This window comes from Pseudarthrobacter sp. As-47, from assembly GCF_058215595.1.
Window position 1 is genome coordinate 3,979,033 of sequence record NZ_CM177088.1, and the last position, 16,975, is coordinate 3,996,007.

Below are 16,975 nucleotides of genomic sequence, written 5' to 3' on the forward strand. Positions count from 1 at the left end.
CTGCACCTTTTCCGAGCCGTCCAGCTTTCCGGCTGGCCGTCCTTGGCCCTGGTCCGGTGAAAGCTGCTCCGTGCCTTCGAGTGTCCCGGGCGTACCTCAATGTCCGGGCAAGCAGGTCCAAGGATTTCCACAAGATCTATACTCGCCGGTAGCAGCTTTGCACCCCGTGTGAAGCGCTGCGACATGCCCCGTAGGGGTTAATACGGTAGAAGTAGACCTATGGTCTCTCCCACCGAATCCCGGCGTGCCGTTGTCATCGAGGATGACCCGGACATCCGCGGGCTGCTGGTCCGTGTCCTTGTTAAGCAGGGATTCGACGTCACCCAGGCGGGAGCGGGCCTGGCGGGGGTGGAGGAAGTGCGCCGCGTGCAGCCGGACCTGGTCACGCTGGACCTGAACCTGCCGGACCTTGACGGCCTGGAAGTCTGCAAGCTGCTCCGTGAATTCTCGGACGCCTTCATTGTGATGCTGACCGCGCGGGCCGATGAGCTGGACAAGCTGACCGGCCTGGACAACGGCGCGGACGAGTACCTCAGCAAGCCGTTCAGCCCGCGCGAGCTCCAGTCCAGGATCAATGCCCTCTTCCGCCGCCGGCCGTCCGCAGCCGCGGATTCAGCCGCGCGCAGCGAACTGCAGCGCGCCACGGAGGTGCAGAAAAGCCTCCTGCCCCAGGAGGATATCCAGGTTGAAGGCTACGACGTCGCCGGCTTGTTCCGGCCTTCGCGGAACGTTGGCGGGGACTTCTATGACTGGTACCAGACCCCGGACGGGCTCCACCTGACCTTCGCCGACGCCATGGGCAAAGGCATGGGTGCCGCGCTCATCGCCGCAACGGTCCGCGCGGTGATGCGCTCCACGGGCCTGCAGCATGACCTGGACACTGCCTTCGGCTCCGCCAGCAAGGCGATCGCCGCTGACCTGGACTCTTCCAACTCCTTTGTCACCCTCTTCCATGCCCGCCTCAATGCCGCTTCCGGAACGGTCAGCTATGTCGACGCCGGCCACGGGCTTGCGCTGCATGTCCAGTCCGGCGGGACGGTCCGCCGCCTTCCCTCCGGCGGTCCCCCGGTGGGCGCCTGGGCAGGAACGGAGTGGCCGCAGTCGGCCCTGGAACTGCTGCCGGGGGATTCCCTGGTGGTGGTCAGCGACGGCGTGCTGGACGTTTTCGAATCCGTGGAGGACTTCACCGACGCCGTACTCCACGCAACGCACCACCAGGGGTCGGCGCAGGATGCCAGCACTGCCATCCTCGCCCTCGCGCCGGCCGCCACGGCCGAGGACGACGTAACGGTGGTTGTGGTCCGCAGGCTTCCGCAGGAGGCTGCGGCATGACCCGCTTCTGGACCCGGCTTGTTGTTGTCCTGACCGTCATCACGGGCGTCAACTACATCGCCTGGCGCTGGGCCGCCTCACTGAACTGGGACGCCTGGTGGATCGCGCTGCCGCTGGTGGTCGCAGAGACCTACAGCCTCATCGACGTCATGCTCTTCGGCATGACCGTCTGGAAGCTGAAGATCCGCAAGGCCGCCCCGCCGCCCCCGCCGGATGCCACCGTGGACGTCTTCATCACCACGTACAACGAAGACCTGGACATGGTGATGACCACCGCGCTGGCGGCGCAGAAGATCCGGCACCCGCACAGCACCTGGATCCTGGACGACGGCGCCCGCCCCGAGCTGAAGGCCCTCGCCGAGCAGCACGGCCTGGGCTACGTCACCCGGAGCGAGGACTGGACCTCCAACCTTCCCCGGCACGCCAAGGCCGGCAACCTCAACAACGCGCTGATGCAGACGCACGGCGAGTTCCTCCTGATCCTGGACGCGGACCAGATCCCGGAGCCGGACATCCTGGAAAAGACCCTCGGCTACTTCAACAACCGCCGGGTGGCGCTGGTCCAGACGCCGCAGTACTTCAGCAACGTTCCCGCCGACGATCCGCTGGGCAGCCAGGCTCCCCTGTTCTACGGCCCCATCCAGCAGGGCAAGGACGGCTGGAACGCCGCCTTCTTCTGCGGCTCCAACGCCATCCTGCGCCGCGAGGCCCTGATGCAGCTGGGCCTGGTGGGCTATGTCAAGGAGACCGAGAAGAGCATCCGCCGGGCGCTGGCTGCCTCGCGCTCCGCCATCAGGCAGGCCCGGAAGTCAGCGGATATGGAAACGCCGCTGGTGGGCCAGGTGCTCGATGAGGTCGAAGCCGCCACCCGCGAGGCCCAGCAGGAACTCGACGCCGGGCAGCCGCTGGGCGAAATCACCTACCGGGTCCGCCGCCGCGTGGACGCTGCCGTGCAGACCCTGGTGATGGCCGACGTCGAAGCCCTCCAGGCGGACCTCGAAGAGATCGCCGCCATGGAAATGGCCCACGTTGGCGAGTCCGGCGTTCCGGTGGTGGCGGACGACGCCGTGCAGCGGATGTCCGCCCGCGACTGGTCGCCGCTGGGAGCCCTTGAATCGGTGCAGGCCGTCCTGGACGCCTTGTCCGTGGAACGCAACGACGAAGCCCAGCCGGTCATGCCGCTGGCCACCATCTCCGTGACCGAGGACATGGCCACCGCCATGCGCATGCACGCCATGGGCTGGGAGAGCGTCTACCACCACGAGGTCCTGGCGTACGGCCTGGCGCCAGAGGACCTGAAGACCATGCTCACGCAGCGCCTCCGCTGGGCGCAGGGCACCATCCAGGTGCTGCTGCGGGAAAACCCGCTGGTCCAGAAGGGCCTCAAGCTGGGCCAGCGGCTGATGTACTTCGCCACCATGTGGACCTACCTGAGCGGCTACGCAGCAGTCATTTATTTCGCCGCGCCCATCATCTACCTGCTGCTGGGCATCCTGCCCGTCACCAGCCTCAGCTGGGACTTCTTCATCCGGTTCATCCCCTTCATGGTGGTCAACCAGCTGCTGTTCGCCGTTGCCGGCCGCGGCATCCCCACCTGGCGGGGGCAGCAGTACAGCCTGGCGCTGTTCCCCACCTGGATCAAGGCGTGCTCGACGGCGGCCCGGAACGTCTGGTTCGGCCGTCCCCTCGGGTTTGCCGTCACCCCCAAGGCCCGCCAGAGCGGCGGACCCAGCTGGAGCCTGATCCAGCCACAGATCGTGGTGTCAGTCCTGCTCGCCGTGGCCGCCGTCGTCGGAATCATCCGCCTGGCCACCGGCCTGGCGGAACCCCTGGGCACCCTGGTGAACGTGGCCTGGGTCATTTTCGACCTGGTGGTCATGAGCATCCTGGTCCGCGCCGTGCTCTACAAGGGGTACGAACCGGCCGCAGAACCCACAGAAGCAACCACTACGGAGAGGAATCCCGATGGAGTTTAGTTATGAGGTCAAGGACTCGTACGCCGAGGTGAAGGCGGACGGGCGGCTCAACATGGTCTCCGCGCCGAAGCTGCGGGAGTTCGTCACCGACGTGATCGCGGGCGGGTCCAACCGGATCGTGGTCAACCTGGAAAACACGGCGTTCATGGACTCCTCAGGCCTCGGGGCGCTCATCGGCTGCCTCAAGGCTGCGCGCCAGGCCGGCGGCGACCTGCGGATCGCGGCCGTCCAGCCGCAGGTGAAGATGGTCCTGCAGCTGACCAGCATGGACAAGGTGCTGACGTCCTACGGTTCAGCCGACGAGGCGTTCAGCAATGACTAACGTCCTGGCATCCCGCAGCTTCCGGGGACCGGCTGCGGACGAGGCCATCGAAGCCGTCCACAACCACCTGGACAGCCTCTGGCTCGACGTCCCCTTTGTGGGGGACATGGACCAGATGACGTTTACGACGGCAGTCATCGAGTCGGCGTCGAACATTGTCCAGCACGCGGAACCCGTGGGGCAGGATCCTGTGGAGCTCGGCGTGGACATCGAGGTCCAGCCCGCACTGCTGCAGGCCCGCGTCAGCGCCTATAACGCCAAGCCGCCGTTCGGACCAATGATCCCCGGATCACCGGACGAGGACGCCGAGTCGGGCCGCGGGCTGGCGCTGATCGAGGCGCTGGTTACCACCGTCACGTTCGAACGCCAGGACGGAACCAACACCTGGGTCCTCACCCGGACTTCCCAGCACGACTGACCACCCCCACGCCCGGCCACCCTGGTCTGGCCACGCCAGTGGGTGGGGGCTGCCTAAGGCTCGGCGGGGAACAGCACGGAGACAGTGGCCCCGCCGCCCGGGGTGTCCGTAATGGAGAGCTCTCCCCCGTGCGCCTGGGCGATCCGCTGGCAGGTGGACAGGCCCAGCCCTGTTCCGGGGCCGTCCCCGGGCCGGTTGAGCCTGACCAGCGGCTCCACGGCCCGCTGCCGCTCCGACGGCAGCATGCCCTTTCCGTTGTCTGCCACCTGGACAGTGACGCCGAGCGGCCCGGTGCCGGCGCTGACGGACACCCGCAGCGGGCGGGTGCCGCTCCGGTAGTTCAGGGAGTTGGCCAGGAGATTCTGGACCAGGGTCCGCAGCTGGGACCGGTCCGCAAACAGTTCGGCGTCCTCGCAGGAAATTCCACTCCCGGCCCCCAGGTCCACGCCAAGATCGCGCATTGCCTCCGCCGTCACCGCCAGCAGGGACACCCGCTCCCGGTTCAGCGCCCCGTCCGCCCTGGAGTAGTCCAGCACGTCCTCCAGCATTCCCAGCATGCGGCGCCCGCTGCTGCCGACGTAGCCCAGGTACTCCACGGAGGGGTGGCCCGCCGGGATGTCCGGATCGTCCTCCGCCAGCTCCACGTACCCCAGGATGGCGGTGAGCGGGGCGCGGAGGTCATGGCTGACCCTCCCGGCGAACTCGGACAGCAGCGCGTTACTGCGCCGCAGCTCGGCCAGGGCGTCGCTGAGCTGCAGGGTGCGGTGCTGCAGCTCCAGGAGCTCCACCACCTGCTGGGCCAGCATTTCCAGCATCCCTATCTGCCCGGTGCTGGGGCGTCCGGGCTCATTGGAGAAGACGCACAGGGAGCCGAGCACCAGCCCGGACGGGGTCTCCAGCGGCACGGACGCGTAGAATCGGACGTCGGCGATCTCTCCGGTGACGAACGGGTTGGCGGCAAAGCGGGAATCCTGCGAGGCGTCGGCCACCACCGTTGTGCTGTGGCTCAGGAAGACCGTGGCGCACATCGAGTCCTCCCGGGAGCAGATCCCGGGGTCGATGCCGAAGGCCGCGATCTGCAGCTGACGCTCCGCGGTGATGATGTTGACCACGCTGTAGGGCACGCCGCACAGGGAAGCGGCGAGCTTGACCAGGTTGTCCAGCGCGCTCCGGGTGGAGGGGTCCGCAAGGACCGGCAGCTCATCCGCAGCGGCCGGGACCAGCCCGTACTTCCGCAGCCCGGCCTCGCGTACCGCGTCCTGATCGGTCAGCATTTGCATAGCCGTCCCGTCCATCTTCTTATGAGCCCCCAGCATCATCCACTCGAGCTCCCCGGCTCTCCCGTGATGATACCGGCTGGCCCCGTGCGCTGTTGTAGTCTTCTTGACACCACCGGAAGCCTGCCTTTGAATATTACGTATGCTGAAATAACAGTTCCATGATGCGGAAGCCTAGGATGACGGAAAGTTGCGTCGCCGGGTGCCGGGAAGTCCGGCCTCCGCATAGCCGTCACCATGGATGCCAGCAGATTCTCACCAAGGGACCAGCCAGCATGAAGCTTGCCGAATTCAACTCCGCGGAACCCGCCCGGGCCGCCGACACCCTCCGACCCTGCATCGACGTCGCCCGCTGGGTGGAGACCGTCGCCGCAGCCCGTCCGTTTGCCAGCAAGGACTCGCTCCTGGCCTTTGCGTCCCAGGCTGCTAGCCCCTTCACGTCCGCCGAGGTCGAGTCCGCCATGGCGCACCATCCGCGCATCGGGGAACGTCCGACGGCGGCCACCACCGAAGCGTCCATGTCCCGTTCGGAGCAGGCCGGGGTGGACCCTGCGGACAGCGCGGTCACCGAGGCCCTGGCCCGGGGCAACAGGGACTACGAGGAAAAGTTCGGCCGGGTCTTCCTGATCCGCGCCGCCGGCCGCACGGCCCCTGAAATCCTGCGGGTCCTGAATGAACGGCTCGCCAACACACCAGCCGAAGAGGACACCATCGTGGCCCAGCAGCTGCGCGAAATCGCCGTACTGCGGCTGGAAGGACTGATCACCGAATGAGCGTCTCCCACGTCACCACCCATATCCTCGACACAGGCGCCGGACGCCCGGCGGCAGGGGTCGCCGTCGTGCTGTACCGGAACGACGGCGGCACCTGGCGGCATGTTGCCGACTCCACCACGGATGCCGACGGCCGAGCCAAGGACCTTGGCCCCGAGCAGCTGGAAGCCGGGCACTACAAGCTCAACTTCGCCACCGGGGACTACTACGCCGGACTGCAGACGGCCACGTTCTTCCCCGAGGTGGACCTGGTGTTCGAGGTGACCGGCCCGGAGCACTACCACGTGCCCCTCCTCCTCAGCCCGTTCGCGTACTCCACCTACCGCGGCAGCTGATCCCGCCCGTTGCCCTGCCACGTACGGTCCCTATCCTGGGGCCAGGCAGCCGTACCGGGAGGGCAACGGCGGAAATGTAGGCTTGATGCATGCCTTCTGAACAGCCCCCCGCCGAGCGCCGCGAAGTCACCGTCCGCCGCGCACCCAAGTATGTGCCGTTCCTTATCCTGGGCGCACTGGTGGGTGTCGCGGCCGCAGCGGTGGCCGCCTACGCGGTGCCCGCGAACCCCAGCTTCGACGCCGGCGCGGTCTTCGGCTTCTTCATGGTGTGGTTCGCCGGCGGCGGCGCGATCCTCGGTGCCATCCTGGCGCTGATCCTGGACCGCCGGAGCATCAAGCGGCAGCAGCGGGCCGTGGTGGAAGCCGTGCCGGACTCCGAACCGGACACGGACGCCCAGCCTTAGCCCGGTCATAAACGGGCAGCCGGAAAAGTCATACCCCATGTCGTGAGATAATCGACCAGTGGCACGCGGCGATGGAAAACTTTCCCATGATCTTCTCCCCGGCGAAAAAGGCCCGCAGGACGCTTGTGGCGTCTTCGGCGTTTGGGCACCAGGTGAAGAAGTAGCAAAACTTACCTATTACGGGCTGTATGCACTGCAGCACCGCGGTCAGGAGTCGGCTGGTATTGCCACCAGCGACGGCAAGCGGATCAACGTCTACAAGGACATGGGACTCGTCTCCCAGGTCTTCGACGAGACCACGCTGAACACCCTGACCGGGCATCTGGCGGTGGGACACTGCCGCTACTCCACCACCGGAGCCAGCCACTGGGCCAACGCCCAGCCCACCCTCGGTGCCACCAGCACCGGAACCGTGGCCCTGGCGCACAACGGCAACCTGACCAACACCGCCGAGCTCAACGCCATGATCCAGGAACGGAACGGCGGCCAGCTCACCGGCGAAATGAAGCAGGGCAACACCTCCGACACTGCCCTGGTCACCGCCCTGCTGGAAGGCGAGCCGGGCAAGAGCCTTGAAGAAACCGCCACCGAGCTGCTGCCCAAGATCAAGGGCGGCTTCTGCTTCGTGTTCATGGACGAAGGCACCCTCTACGCGGCGCGCGACACCTACGGCATCCGTCCGCTGGTGCTGGGCCGCCTGGAGCGCGGCTGGGTGGTGGCCTCCGAGCAGTCCGCCCTCGCCACCGTGGGCGCCAGCTTCATCCGCGAGATCGAGCCCGGCGAATTCATTGCCATCGACGAGCAGGGCGTGCGCTCCCAGCGTTTCGCGGAGCCGACGCCAGCCGGCTGCGTTTTCGAGTACGTCTACCTCGCGCGTCCGGACGCCGCCATCGCCGGCCGCTCCGTGTACGAGTCCCGCGTGGAGATGGGCCGCCAGCTGGCCCGCGAAAACACCCAGGTGGCGGACATCGTCATCCCCGTCCCGGAATCGGGAACACCCGCAGCCGTGGGCTACGCCGAGGAATCCGGCATTCCGTTCGCGCACGGCTTTGTCAAGAACTCCTACGTCGGCCGTACTTTCATCCAGCCCTCGCAGACCCTGCGCCAGCTCGGCATCCGGCTTAAGCTCAACGCCCTCGAGTCGGTAATCCGCGGCAAGCGCGTGGTGGTGGTGGATGATTCGATCGTCCGCGGCAACACCCAGCGCGCCATTGTCCGGATGCTCCGCGAGGCCGGCGCCGCGGCCGTCCACGTCAAGATCTCCTCCCCGCCCGTGAAATGGCCCTGCTTCTACGGCATCGACTTCGCGTCCCGCGCCGAGCTGATCGCCAACGGCGCCACCATCGAGGAAATTTCCCAGGCCATCGGCGCCGACTCGCTGGCCTACATCTCCGAAGACGGCATGATCGGCGCAACCCGCCAGCCGCGTGAGCGCCTCTGCACCGCCTGCTTCACGGGCAAGTACCCCATCGAGCTTCCGGGCTCGGACAAACTGGGCAAGAACCTGCTGGAACGCAAGGACCTCGGCGGACTCAAGCCCTCGCCGTCCGCCCTTCCGGGCGCCACGGCGGCCCTTTCCGTGGATTCCGAGGAGGATCCGGCAGAGAAGGCCGGAGCCACCGGCTGCGATCCCGGGCCGGACTCCGAGTTTGAAAACCTGCTCACCGAAGCCGACCTCGTGCCAGAGACCCATCACGTAGCCACCACCCCCGGCGCCGACAAGAAAGAGTCCGTATGACTTCCGCTGCCCCCGCCTCCGGCAACACCTCCGGGAACACTGCCGGCATCACCTACGCCTCCGCGGGCGTCGACGTTGAAGCCGGCGACCGCGCCGTCGAGCTCATGAAGGGTGCCATCAAGGCCACCCACAACTCCTCGGTTATCGGCGGGGTGGGCGGCTTCGCCGGCCTCTACGACGTCTCCAGGCTGCTCACCTACAAGAAGCCGCTGCTGGCTACGTCCACGGACGGCGTTGGCACCAAGGTGGCCATCGCCCAGGCCATGGACATCCACGACACCATCGGGTTCGACCTGGTGGGCATGGTGGTGGACGACATCGTTGTGGTGGGCGCGGAGCCGCTGTTCATGACGGACTACATCGCCTGCGGCAAGGTGGTACCCGAGCGCATTGCCGACATTGTCCGCGGCATTGCCGCCGCCTGCTCCGTGGCCGGCACCGCCCTGGTGGGCGGCGAAACCGCTGAGCACCCCGGCCTGCTGGGCGAGCACGAATATGACGTGGCGGGAGCCGCCACCGGCGTTATCGAGGCCGACCACCTGCTGGGACCGGACCGCGTCCGTGCCGGCGACGTGGTAATCGGCATGGCCTCCTCCGGCCTCCACTCCAACGGCTACTCCCTGGTCCGCCGCGTCATCAACCACGCAGGCTGGGCACTGGACCGCCAGGTCTCCGAGCTGGGCCGCACGCTCGGCGAGGAACTCCTCGAGCCCACCCGGGTCTACGCAGCGGACTGCCTGGACCTTGCCCGCACCTTCCCCGTCACCGGCGGTGCAGCCGTGCATGGATTCAGCCACGTCACCGGCGGCGGCCTGGCCGCCAACCTGGCCCGCGTCCTCCCCCACGGCCTCGTGGCCACCGTGGACCGCTCCACCTGGGAACTGCCCGCAATCTTCAAGCTGGTGTCCGAGCTGGGCAACGTCCCGCTGGCCGACCTCGAGCGCACGCTGAACCTGGGCGTGGGCATGGTGGCCATCGTGTCCCCCGAAGCCGCAGACGCAGCAGTTGCCCGCCTCAACGACCGCGGCCTGCCGTCCTGGGTCATGGGCACCGTCACCGAGGACTCGGACGCGATCCTCAAATCCGGACCGAACTACGTGCAGGGCGCCAAGGGCGTGGACGGCGGCGCTGTCCGGCTGGTCAACGCCTACGCCTAGACCCTTATCGAGTGCTCCGTACCGGCCGTTTTGACCCTTCAGAACGCCCGACACGGAGCACTCGATGCGCTTGTGCAGACATCGGTTCAATCGCGGTTCTCGGCGAAGCAGTTGATGCCACCGGCTCCGAGGAAACCGTCTGCGACACCGCGACCGGCCCGGTCCGCATCGAAAACAACAGGTAGGCGGAGCCACTTGAGGGACAAGCGGCAGCACACCCCACCCAGCACCCTCGTATAGAGCTCCACGCGAAGAGCCCCGGCCACCGGCCGGGGCTCTTTTGCGCACTCATGCCGGAGGTGGATGGCTTCATTATTTCGTTGCATCTTAATGCGAATGATTATTGATAGCATGTGAGTCGATCACTACTCAGTCCTCACATGAAACGACGTCGCCATGCCTGCAGCCGCCCTGTCCGTGAAAGACCTCGCCCTCTCGAGCGGCGGCCGGCAGCTGGTGCACCCCCTGACCTTCTCCGTGGCGGCTGGGGAGCGCGTTGCGCTGCTGGGCGCCTCAGGATCGGGCAAATCGCTGACGGCCTCCGCCCTGGCCGGTTCGCTTCCCGAAGGGATAACAGCCGGGGGAACCATTACCTTCGGGGCAGGCCCCGGCAAGGGCCGGGCCGTGCTGATCCGCCAGGACCCGGCAACGGCCCTCAACCCCCTGGTTCCGGTCGGCAGGCAGCTGGCCATCCCCCTGCGCTCCGCCGGATACAGCCGGGCAGCAGCAAAGGCCGAAGCCGCCCGGCTGCTGGAGCGGGCGGGCATCGGGGACCCCTCTCTCTTCCTGCCGCGCTACACGGGCCAATTGTCCGGCGGGCAACTGCAGCGCGTCTGCATCGCCCTTGCCCTGGCCTGCGGCGCCCCCGTCCTGGTAGCGGATGAGCCCACCACGGCCCTGGACGCCGTCACGCAAAACACCGTCCTGGAGACCCTCCGGATGTGGAGCACTGAGGGCCGCAGCCTCCTGTTCATCACCCATGACCTGGCAGCGGCCGCCTCCATCTGCACACGCGCCCTGGTGATGGAGGCCGGGCGCATCGTGGAGCAGGCTCCCATGGCGGACCTGCTGCGCAATCCCTGCCACCCCTACACCGTGCGCCTGGTGCAGGCTGCCTCAGGGTCCGTGAAACCGCTGGTGGCTGCAGCGTGAGCAACGGCGGCGGTGGCGTGAGCAACAGCGGCGGCGTGACAGGAGCACTCGCCGCAGACGGCGTCTCCTTTGCCTATCCGGCACCCCGCGTCGGCAGTTGCGGGGTGCACGGCACCCGCCACGACGGCACCCTCAAAAGCGTCAGCCTCCACCTGGCACCCGGCAGCAGCACCGCCCTGATGGGAAGCTCGGGTTCCGGCAAATCCACCCTGGTGCGCATCCTGCTGGCGCTGGCACAACCCTCCGCAGGAACGGTGGCCCTGGGCGCCCGCGAGGTGAAGCCCGGGCCCGCGCGGTCCCTCCGCTGGTACCGGCGGGCGGTGCAGTACATCCCGCAAAACCCGGCAGGAAGCCTGGACCCGCGCATGACCGTTTCCCAGCTGCTGAGGGAGCCCTTGCGCCAACTCCGCGTGGCGGGCAACCACAGGGCGCTGGTGGGTGAGGCGCTGGAACGCGTCGAGGTGCCTGCCGGGCTGCTGGAGCGCCGGCCGGGCGAACTGTCCGGCGGCCAGAACCAGCGGGTGGCCATCGCACGGGCACTGGCAGTGCAGCCGGCCTACCTGCTGGCCGACGAGCCCGTCAGTGGCCTGGATCTTCCCCTGCGGGACACCGTCCTGTCACTGCTCGGCACCCTGGTGCGCCAGGAGGGACTGGGCCTGCTCCTGGTCACCCACGACCTGGGCACCGCTGCCCGGGTGTGCGGCACCACCGCCGTCATGGCGCACGGCCGGATTGTGGAGCACGGACCTACACAGCGTGTACTGGATAGACCGGGCAGCCCCGAGGCGGCCGCGCTGGTGCAGGCATCAGCGGCCTTGCACTTTCCGCCAGCCATCCCGGCCGGTGCCGCGTGACGACGCTTGAGACCACGGGGCGGACGGCCACAGCGCTGCGTCCCGCTTCAGGTTTGCTCCTGGCCAGCCAGCTGGTCTTCAACATCGGCTTCTACGCCGTGGTGCCTTTCCTGGCCCTGGTCATGACCCGCGACTTTGGCCTGGCGGCAACGGCTGTGGGCATCGTCCTGGGCGCGCGCGTCTTCAGCCAGCAGGGGCTCTTCCTGGTGGGCGGCATGATCACGGACCGTTGGGGAGCACGGCGGGCAATGCTGGCGGGCTGCCTGGTCCGGGTTTCGGGCTACCTCACGCTGGCCATGGCCGGCAGCTTTCCGCTGTTCCTCCTGGGCGCGGTGCTCACGGGCATGGGCGGCGCCCTCTTCTCTCCGGCGTTGGAATCACTGGTGGGGACGGCGGAAGAACGACGGCGGAGCACCAGCGGGAAGGCACCGGCGCTTTTTGCGCTGCTTGCCATCTGCGGGGAAATCGGAGCCGTGGCAGGTCCCCTGCTGGGCGCCCTGCTGCTGGGCGTTTCCTTCACCTGGGCGGCGCTGGCCGGGGCAGTGGTCTTCACCGTGATGGCCGCGGTGCTGTGGCACAGCCTGCCTGCGGAAGACCCACGACCGGCACCGGCCACGCAGAAGCGCGGCATCGCGCTGCGGACAGCCGCCATGCTGCGGGACAGGCGATTCGTGGCATTTGCCGCCCTGTACAGCGTGAACCTCCTCGCCTACAACCAGCTGTATTTCGGCCTTCCCGTCGAGCTGGCCAGGACCGATGCAGGCCCGGAGGTGCTGGCAGGCCTGTTCGCCGTCGCGTCCCTGCTGACCGTTGCGCTGCAGTGGCCGATTTCCCGGCTGACAGCCAAGATAGGCGCAGGACGGGCCCTCACTGCGGGATTCATCCTCAAGGGCCTCGCCTTCGGCACCAGGGCCGTCCTGGCCCAGGTTCCGGCCACCGGCACCATGCAGATCCTGCCGCCGCTGCTGCTTGTGGTGGGACTGTGCCTCGGCCACATGTGCATCGGCCCGGTGGCCATGCCGCTGGTCCTGGACTTTGCCAACGGCCGCCGGACCGGAATCTACTACGGCCTCCTCGCGAGCATGGGCGGCTGCGCCGTGCTGCTTGGCAACATCGTCCTGGGACCGCTGTACGCAGGAGCCGCCCAGCCGGGACCTGGCGCCGCCTGGCCCTGGGCGCTGCTGGCGGCACTCACGGTGATTCCCGCCGTCGGACTTCCCCGGCTCCTGCCCACCAAAACGTAACCTGCCGGCAGCTGGCGCGGGCGCCCACACCCGGCACCACAGCATTCAAACAACCCAACCGAAGGAAAAGGTACTCCCCCATGTCCAGACCCCGCCTCCGCCCGGCACTCACCGGCCTGTCAGTGCTGCTCCTGGCCACTGGCCTGACCGGCTGTTTCGCGGCCGGAACCGACCAGGCAGCCGGACCCGGCACCGATTCAGGCCGGATCAAGCTGGCCATGCTCCAGCCGCCGCGGTCCGGTTTATCCCCGCTGAGCGACGACGCGTTCAAGCTGTCCCGCTGGAAAACAGCCGAAACGCTGGTGGAGCTGGACGAACTCGGCGAGGCACAGCCTGCGCTGGCCACCGAGTGGCAGCAGGCCGGTCCGGCCTCCTGGAGCTTTACCTTGCGGGAGGGTGTCGGGTTCCATGACGGAACAGCGATGACCGCGGCAGAAGTGGTGGCTTCGCTGACCGCCGCGGCGCAGGCCAGCCCCAAGCCCAGGATCCTGGATGGCGTTGAGCTGACTGCCCAGGCCGGGGACGCCAACTCCGTCACCATCACCACGGCGACGCCCGACCCCCTCCTGCCCCAGCGGCTGTCCAGCCCCCAGCTGGCCATTCTCGCGGCCTCGGCGTACGGGGAAGGCGGCGTTGTCAGCCCGGTCAATGCCGGAACGGGTCCCTACCGCCTGGTTTCAGTCGACGGCACATCCTCGGCCAGGCTGGACCGGTTCGACGGATACTGGGGCCCGCAGGCGGAGGCGGAGGGCGTGGATGTCCAGTTCGTCCCGGACGGAACAGCCCGGGCTGCCGCACTCCGGACCGGCGATGCGGACATCGTCGAGGCCATCCCCGTGGGCCAGGTGGCCCAGATCGATCCGGCGCTGGTGCACGAGGTGCCCATGCCCCGGACCAACACGCTGTACCTCAACACCGCCTCGGGCCCGTTCGCCGATCCCGCTGTCCGCGCCGCCGCCCGGGCCGCCGTCGACGCCGGCACCATCGTGGACAGGGTCTACGAAGGCCGGGCGGACCAAGCCTCCGGGCTGCTGGGCCCCGCCCTTCCCTGGGCCGCGGAGCAGCGGAACAGCGGGGAGTACGCGGCCGCCCTGGCCACCCGGGCGGCGGCAGCCGCCGTCGCGGGAACGCCCATCCGGCTCGGAACCTTCACCGACCGCGCCGAACTGCCGGAGGTGGCCGTCCAGCTGGAGCAGCAGCTGGAGGCTGCAGGCTTCGTGGTGGAACAGGACGTGCGGGAGTACCAGCACATCGAGGCGGACGCCCTGGCCGGTAAGTTCGATGCCTTCATCCTCTCCCGCGCCACGGTGCTGGACTCAGGTGACCCGGTGGCCTACCTCTACAGCGACTTCTCCTGTGCCGGCTCCTTCAACATCTCCCAGTTCTGCGACCCCGCGGTGGACGCCGCCCTGGCCAAGGCCGCGGGTATTCCTGCCGGACCCGAGCGAAGGGCCGCCATTTCCGCGGCCGAAAGCCTCATCCTCTCCCGCGACGCCGCCGTCCCCCTCCTCCACGAACGCGTCATCCAGGGCGAATCCACCCGCGTGGGCGGAGTGGAGCGTGACCCGCGCGAACGCGCGCTGGTGACCAGCAGGACCCGACTTGCCGCCAGCACAGGCACTGCAGGCTGATGCCCGGCGGAACGGCTTTTGTGAAAGTCACCGTCTCACGGGTCCTCGCCCTGGTGGCCCTGGTGGTGCTGATCGGCATGATGCCGTGGCTCTCGGGCCGCGGCGCCGAGTACACGATCCTCCGGGCACGGTACTCGGACCGGGAGCCAACTCCCGAGGCGCTGGCCGCGGTCCGGGCGGAACTCGGACTGGAGCAGGGGCCACTCCCCCATTTCCTGTCCTGGATCCGCGGCGTGTTCGCCGGAGACCTGGGCACGTCCTGGATCAGCAACACGCCGGTGGCGCCCGGCATCGCGTCCGCCCTCAGTGTCTCCGTGACCCTGATGGCCTTTGCCCTTGCCGCGGCCGCCATCATCGCCCTGCTCCTCTGCACACCCGCGGTCATGGACGGGCTGCGGCAAAGGAGGAGGCCGGCGTCGGGAGCCCTGTCCGCAGCCCTCACCTCCCTGCCGGAGTTCCTGCTGGCCGCCATGCTGCTGGTGGCCGGTGCCATCTGGCTCCGGTGGTTCCCGCCCTTCGGATGGAAGGGGCCGGAGTACGCGGTGCTTCCGGCACTGTCGCTGGGCATTCCTGCAGGCGGGCTGATCGGGCTCCTGGCCTCAGACGCCATCCGTGCTGGGTTCGCCGAACAGTGGGTGGCCACCTGGCGGATGTCCGGGGCCGGGCCTGTCCGGCTGACCGCCGCGGTGCTCCGCCGAGCAATGCCGGCAGTGCTGCCGCAAATCGGGCTGGTCCTGATTGGACTGACTGGCGGTGCAGTAGCTGTGGAAAAGGTCTACGCCATCCCGGGGCTCGGCCGGGCGCTGCTCGGAGCCGCCAGCGCGCAGGACATCCCCACGCTCCAGGCGGGCATGCTGGCGCTCATGGGCCTCGCCCTGCTGGTGGGAACGCTGACGACGGCGGCGCGGTACCTGCTGATCGGGCCTGCGGTCCGCTTCGGCACGCTTCCGCTCGCGGAACCTCCGCGGCCGGGGAACCGCCGCCAACTGGCCCTGCCTGCGGCGGCCGGCGTCACCCTGCTCCTGATTGTTGTGGCCGGGCTGCTGCGCGATCCCTTCACCTCGGACCATGCCAGGCTTGCGGCCCCCGGCTGGCCGCTTCCGTTCGGTGCCGATGCCAGTGGACGCGACCTGCTGGCCCGCGTGGGGCACGGCGCCGTGGGGACGCTGGGTATGGCGCTGGTGGTGGTGCTGGCCTGCCTGGCCGTGGGAATCGCCGTGGGGCTCTTTCCACTGGCGGCGGCCGGGCCTGTGGAGGTGGCCAACGCGGCGCCGCCCATCCTTGCCGGCCTGGTGGTGGCGGCGCTCACGGGCCCCTCGGCGCACGGCGCTGCCGTGGCGGTAGCTGCCGTCAGCTGGGCACCCCTGGCCGCACACACAGCGGCCCTGGCCCAGGAGGCGCGCGCCCAGCCCTACGTGCAGATCCTTCCGGTGCTGGGAGTGGGCAGGGCGCGGATCATGTTCCGGTACGTCCTCCCGGCGGTGGCATGGCCGCTGCTGCGCCACGCGATGCTCCGGCTGCCGGGGATTGCCCTTGCGCTGGCGGGCCTCGGTTTCCTGGGACTAGGCCCGCAGCAGCCCACGCCGGAGTGGGGACTCATCCTGGCCGAGGGCATTGGCTACGTCGAACGTGCGCCCTGGGCGGTGCTGGCACCCGCGTCCGCGCTGGTCCTGGCGTCAGTGGTGGCGGTGGGGCTGGCTGGAGCCGGACACGGGGCCAGGGTGTCCACCGGGAACACTGCGGGAGGCGTCACACTGCCCGGGACAGATCCGGTGCGGGCGCCGGAGCACGTGGGGGCGCCAGAGCACGTGGGGGCGCCAGGGGCGCGGTAGGCCCCCGGGGCAGCAGAAAGCCCGCTGCCTGCGCCGTTTCCGGTGCGGGCAGCGGGCCTAATAACTGAAGTCAGCCCCTGCGGTCCAGCTGGACCGGGGGCCGAAAAGAAGCGCTGCACTGGTCCAAAGACCAGGATCCATGTACTGGGTCCACTGGTGCTGCGGCGTCACCAGGGCTGCGCCTTTACGGCAGCAGCACCTTGCGACAACTAGCCGATCCGACGGGTGTCTACCTCGTCGTCGTCTTCTTCCAAATCATCCGCGTACTTATCCACATAAGCCGAATAGTCAGGTTCGACTGGCTCATTCGCATAATGGCTCGTGGCACGACTGCCCGGACCCGTCAGCTCACGCTGAAGTGCCGAATAGTCAGTGTTCGGGGAGTAGTACTTGATATCCCGAGCCTGCTTGGTAGCTTTTGCCTTTTGACGGCCGCGCCCCATGGCGTGACCCCCTTTTGTACTTGGACCGGAGGTGGTCACCTTGGCGTAGGTGAGGCCCCGGAATGTTTGGTCAATTTGTCGTACACC

Annotated in this window: 16 protein-coding genes; 14 read left to right on the plus strand and 2 right to left on the minus strand. The window is 68.3% G+C overall.

Annotated elements, in window-relative coordinates:
- Nucleotides 1–219: 219 nt before the first annotated feature.
- From AC4BCK_RS18455 to AC4BCK_RS18470, 4 genes are read left to right on the plus strand one after another with little or no spacing between them, the layout of a single operon-like run.
- A complete protein-coding gene (locus AC4BCK_RS18455; protein WP_251420364.1) occupies nucleotides 220–1,332 on the plus strand; it encodes a PP2C family protein-serine/threonine phosphatase in 1,113 nt (370 codons plus the stop codon).
- On the plus strand, nucleotides 1,329–3,308 hold the full coding sequence (locus AC4BCK_RS18460; protein ID WP_174175140.1) for a glycosyltransferase family 2 protein: 1,980 nt from the start codon (nucleotides 1,329–1,331) through the stop codon (nucleotides 3,306–3,308). Before AC4BCK_RS18455 ends, AC4BCK_RS18460 begins: the two co-directional genes overlap by 4 nt.
- Entirely contained in the window at nucleotides 3,298–3,630 is a 333-nt protein-coding gene (locus tag AC4BCK_RS18465; RefSeq protein WP_174175141.1) for an STAS domain-containing protein, read from the plus strand. The genes AC4BCK_RS18460 and AC4BCK_RS18465 overlap by 11 nt, the downstream gene beginning before the upstream one ends.
- Nucleotides 3,623–4,048, plus strand: coding sequence for an ATP-binding protein (locus AC4BCK_RS18470; RefSeq protein ID WP_310113590.1), 426 nt, complete (start codon nucleotides 3,623–3,625; stop codon nucleotides 4,046–4,048). The genes AC4BCK_RS18465 and AC4BCK_RS18470 overlap by 8 nt, the downstream gene beginning before the upstream one ends.
- 53 nt (nucleotides 4,049–4,101) lie before the next feature.
- On the opposite strand, the gene AC4BCK_RS18475 is transcribed toward AC4BCK_RS18470, so the two are convergent.
- A complete protein-coding gene (locus AC4BCK_RS18475) occupies nucleotides 4,102–5,328 on the minus strand; it encodes a GAF domain-containing sensor histidine kinase (RefSeq protein ID WP_174175145.1) in 1,227 nt (408 codons plus the stop codon).
- A 272-nt stretch (nucleotides 5,329–5,600) separates the two neighbouring features.
- Here AC4BCK_RS18475 and uraD point away from each other — a divergent pair, with 272 nt between their 5' ends.
- The 10 genes from uraD to AC4BCK_RS18525 all read left to right on the plus strand — a co-directional run bounded on the left by uraD (nucleotide 5,601) and on the right by AC4BCK_RS18525 (nucleotide 16,445).
- Nucleotides 5,601–6,098 (plus strand): 2-oxo-4-hydroxy-4-carboxy-5-ureidoimidazoline decarboxylase, encoded by a 498-nt coding sequence (uraD, locus tag AC4BCK_RS18480; protein WP_174175147.1) that lies wholly within the window; start codon nucleotides 5,601–5,603, stop codon nucleotides 6,096–6,098.
- A complete protein-coding gene (uraH, locus tag AC4BCK_RS18485) occupies nucleotides 6,095–6,433 on the plus strand; it encodes a hydroxyisourate hydrolase (protein ID WP_066279543.1) in 339 nt (112 codons plus the stop codon). The genes uraD and uraH overlap by 4 nt, the downstream gene beginning before the upstream one ends.
- 89 nt (nucleotides 6,434–6,522) lie before the next feature.
- Entirely contained in the window at nucleotides 6,523–6,837 is a 315-nt protein-coding gene (locus AC4BCK_RS18490; RefSeq protein WP_174175149.1) for a hypothetical protein, read from the plus strand.
- 58 nt (nucleotides 6,838–6,895) lie between these two features.
- Nucleotides 6,896–8,575, plus strand: a complete 1,680-nt coding sequence (gene purF / locus AC4BCK_RS18495) for an amidophosphoribosyltransferase (RefSeq protein ID WP_174175151.1) — start codon at nucleotides 6,896–6,898, stop codon at nucleotides 8,573–8,575.
- On the plus strand, nucleotides 8,572–9,732 hold the full coding sequence (gene purM, locus AC4BCK_RS18500; protein ID WP_490566315.1) for a phosphoribosylformylglycinamidine cyclo-ligase: 1,161 nt from the start codon (nucleotides 8,572–8,574) through the stop codon (nucleotides 9,730–9,732). Before purF ends, purM begins: the two co-directional genes overlap by 4 nt.
- Before the next feature lie 396 nt (nucleotides 9,733–10,128).
- On the plus strand, nucleotides 10,129–10,884 hold the full coding sequence (locus tag AC4BCK_RS18505; protein WP_363957091.1) for an ATP-binding cassette domain-containing protein: 756 nt from the start codon (nucleotides 10,129–10,131) through the stop codon (nucleotides 10,882–10,884).
- Complete coding sequence (locus tag AC4BCK_RS18510) at nucleotides 10,881–11,738, plus strand: ABC transporter ATP-binding protein (protein ID WP_490566316.1); 858 nt, start codon at nucleotides 10,881–10,883, stop codon at nucleotides 11,736–11,738. The genes AC4BCK_RS18505 and AC4BCK_RS18510 overlap by 4 nt, the downstream gene beginning before the upstream one ends.
- Entirely contained in the window at nucleotides 11,735–12,982 is a 1,248-nt protein-coding gene (locus AC4BCK_RS18515; protein WP_490566317.1) for an MFS transporter, read from the plus strand. Before AC4BCK_RS18510 ends, AC4BCK_RS18515 begins: the two co-directional genes overlap by 4 nt.
- 80 nt (nucleotides 12,983–13,062) lie before the next feature.
- Nucleotides 13,063–14,613 (plus strand): ABC transporter substrate-binding protein, encoded by a 1,551-nt coding sequence (locus tag AC4BCK_RS18520; RefSeq protein ID WP_490566318.1) that lies wholly within the window; start codon nucleotides 13,063–13,065, stop codon nucleotides 14,611–14,613.
- Between the two features lie 20 nt (nucleotides 14,614–14,633).
- Nucleotides 14,634–16,445 carry an ABC transporter permease subunit gene (locus tag AC4BCK_RS18525; RefSeq protein ID WP_490566319.1) on the plus strand — a complete coding sequence of 604 codons (1,812 nt, stop codon included), beginning with the start codon at nucleotides 14,634–14,636 and terminating at the stop codon, nucleotides 16,443–16,445.
- 209 nt (nucleotides 16,446–16,654) lie between these two features.
- Here AC4BCK_RS18525 and AC4BCK_RS18530 read toward each other — a convergent pair whose 3' ends face one another.
- Nucleotides 16,655–16,888, minus strand: coding sequence for a DUF3073 domain-containing protein (locus AC4BCK_RS18530; protein ID WP_050053419.1), 234 nt, complete (start codon nucleotides 16,886–16,888; stop codon nucleotides 16,655–16,657).
- Nucleotides 16,889–16,975: the final 87 nt, after the last annotated feature.

Coding starts and splice junctions, on each gene's coding strand:
- AC4BCK_RS18505 (WP_363957091.1), top strand. CDS start 10,129: ATGCCTGCAGCCGCCCTGTCCGTGAAAGACCTCGCCCTCTCGAGCGGC.
- AC4BCK_RS18490 (WP_174175149.1), top strand. CDS start 6,523: ATGCCTTCTGAACAGCCCCCCGCCGAGCGCCGCGAAGTCACCGTCCGC.
- AC4BCK_RS18530 (WP_050053419.1), bottom strand. CDS start 16,888: ATGGGGCGCGGCCGTCAAAAGGCAAAAGCTACCAAGCAGGCTCGGGAT.
- uraH (WP_066279543.1), top strand. CDS start 6,095: ATGAGCGTCTCCCACGTCACCACCCATATCCTCGACACAGGCGCCGGA.
- AC4BCK_RS18465 (WP_174175141.1), top strand. CDS start 3,298: ATGGAGTTTAGTTATGAGGTCAAGGACTCGTACGCCGAGGTGAAGGCG.
- AC4BCK_RS18460 (WP_174175140.1), top strand. CDS start 1,329: ATGACCCGCTTCTGGACCCGGCTTGTTGTTGTCCTGACCGTCATCACG.
- purM (WP_490566315.1), top strand. CDS start 8,572: ATGACTTCCGCTGCCCCCGCCTCCGGCAACACCTCCGGGAACACTGCC.
- AC4BCK_RS18520 (WP_490566318.1), top strand. CDS start 13,063: ATGTCCAGACCCCGCCTCCGCCCGGCACTCACCGGCCTGTCAGTGCTG.
- AC4BCK_RS18475 (WP_174175145.1), bottom strand. CDS start 5,328: ATGCAAATGCTGACCGATCAGGACGCGGTACGCGAGGCCGGGCTGCGG.
- AC4BCK_RS18470 (WP_310113590.1), top strand. CDS start 3,623: ATGACTAACGTCCTGGCATCCCGCAGCTTCCGGGGACCGGCTGCGGAC.
- AC4BCK_RS18455 (WP_251420364.1), top strand. CDS start 220: ATGGTCTCTCCCACCGAATCCCGGCGTGCCGTTGTCATCGAGGATGAC.
- uraD (WP_174175147.1), top strand. CDS start 5,601: ATGAAGCTTGCCGAATTCAACTCCGCGGAACCCGCCCGGGCCGCCGAC.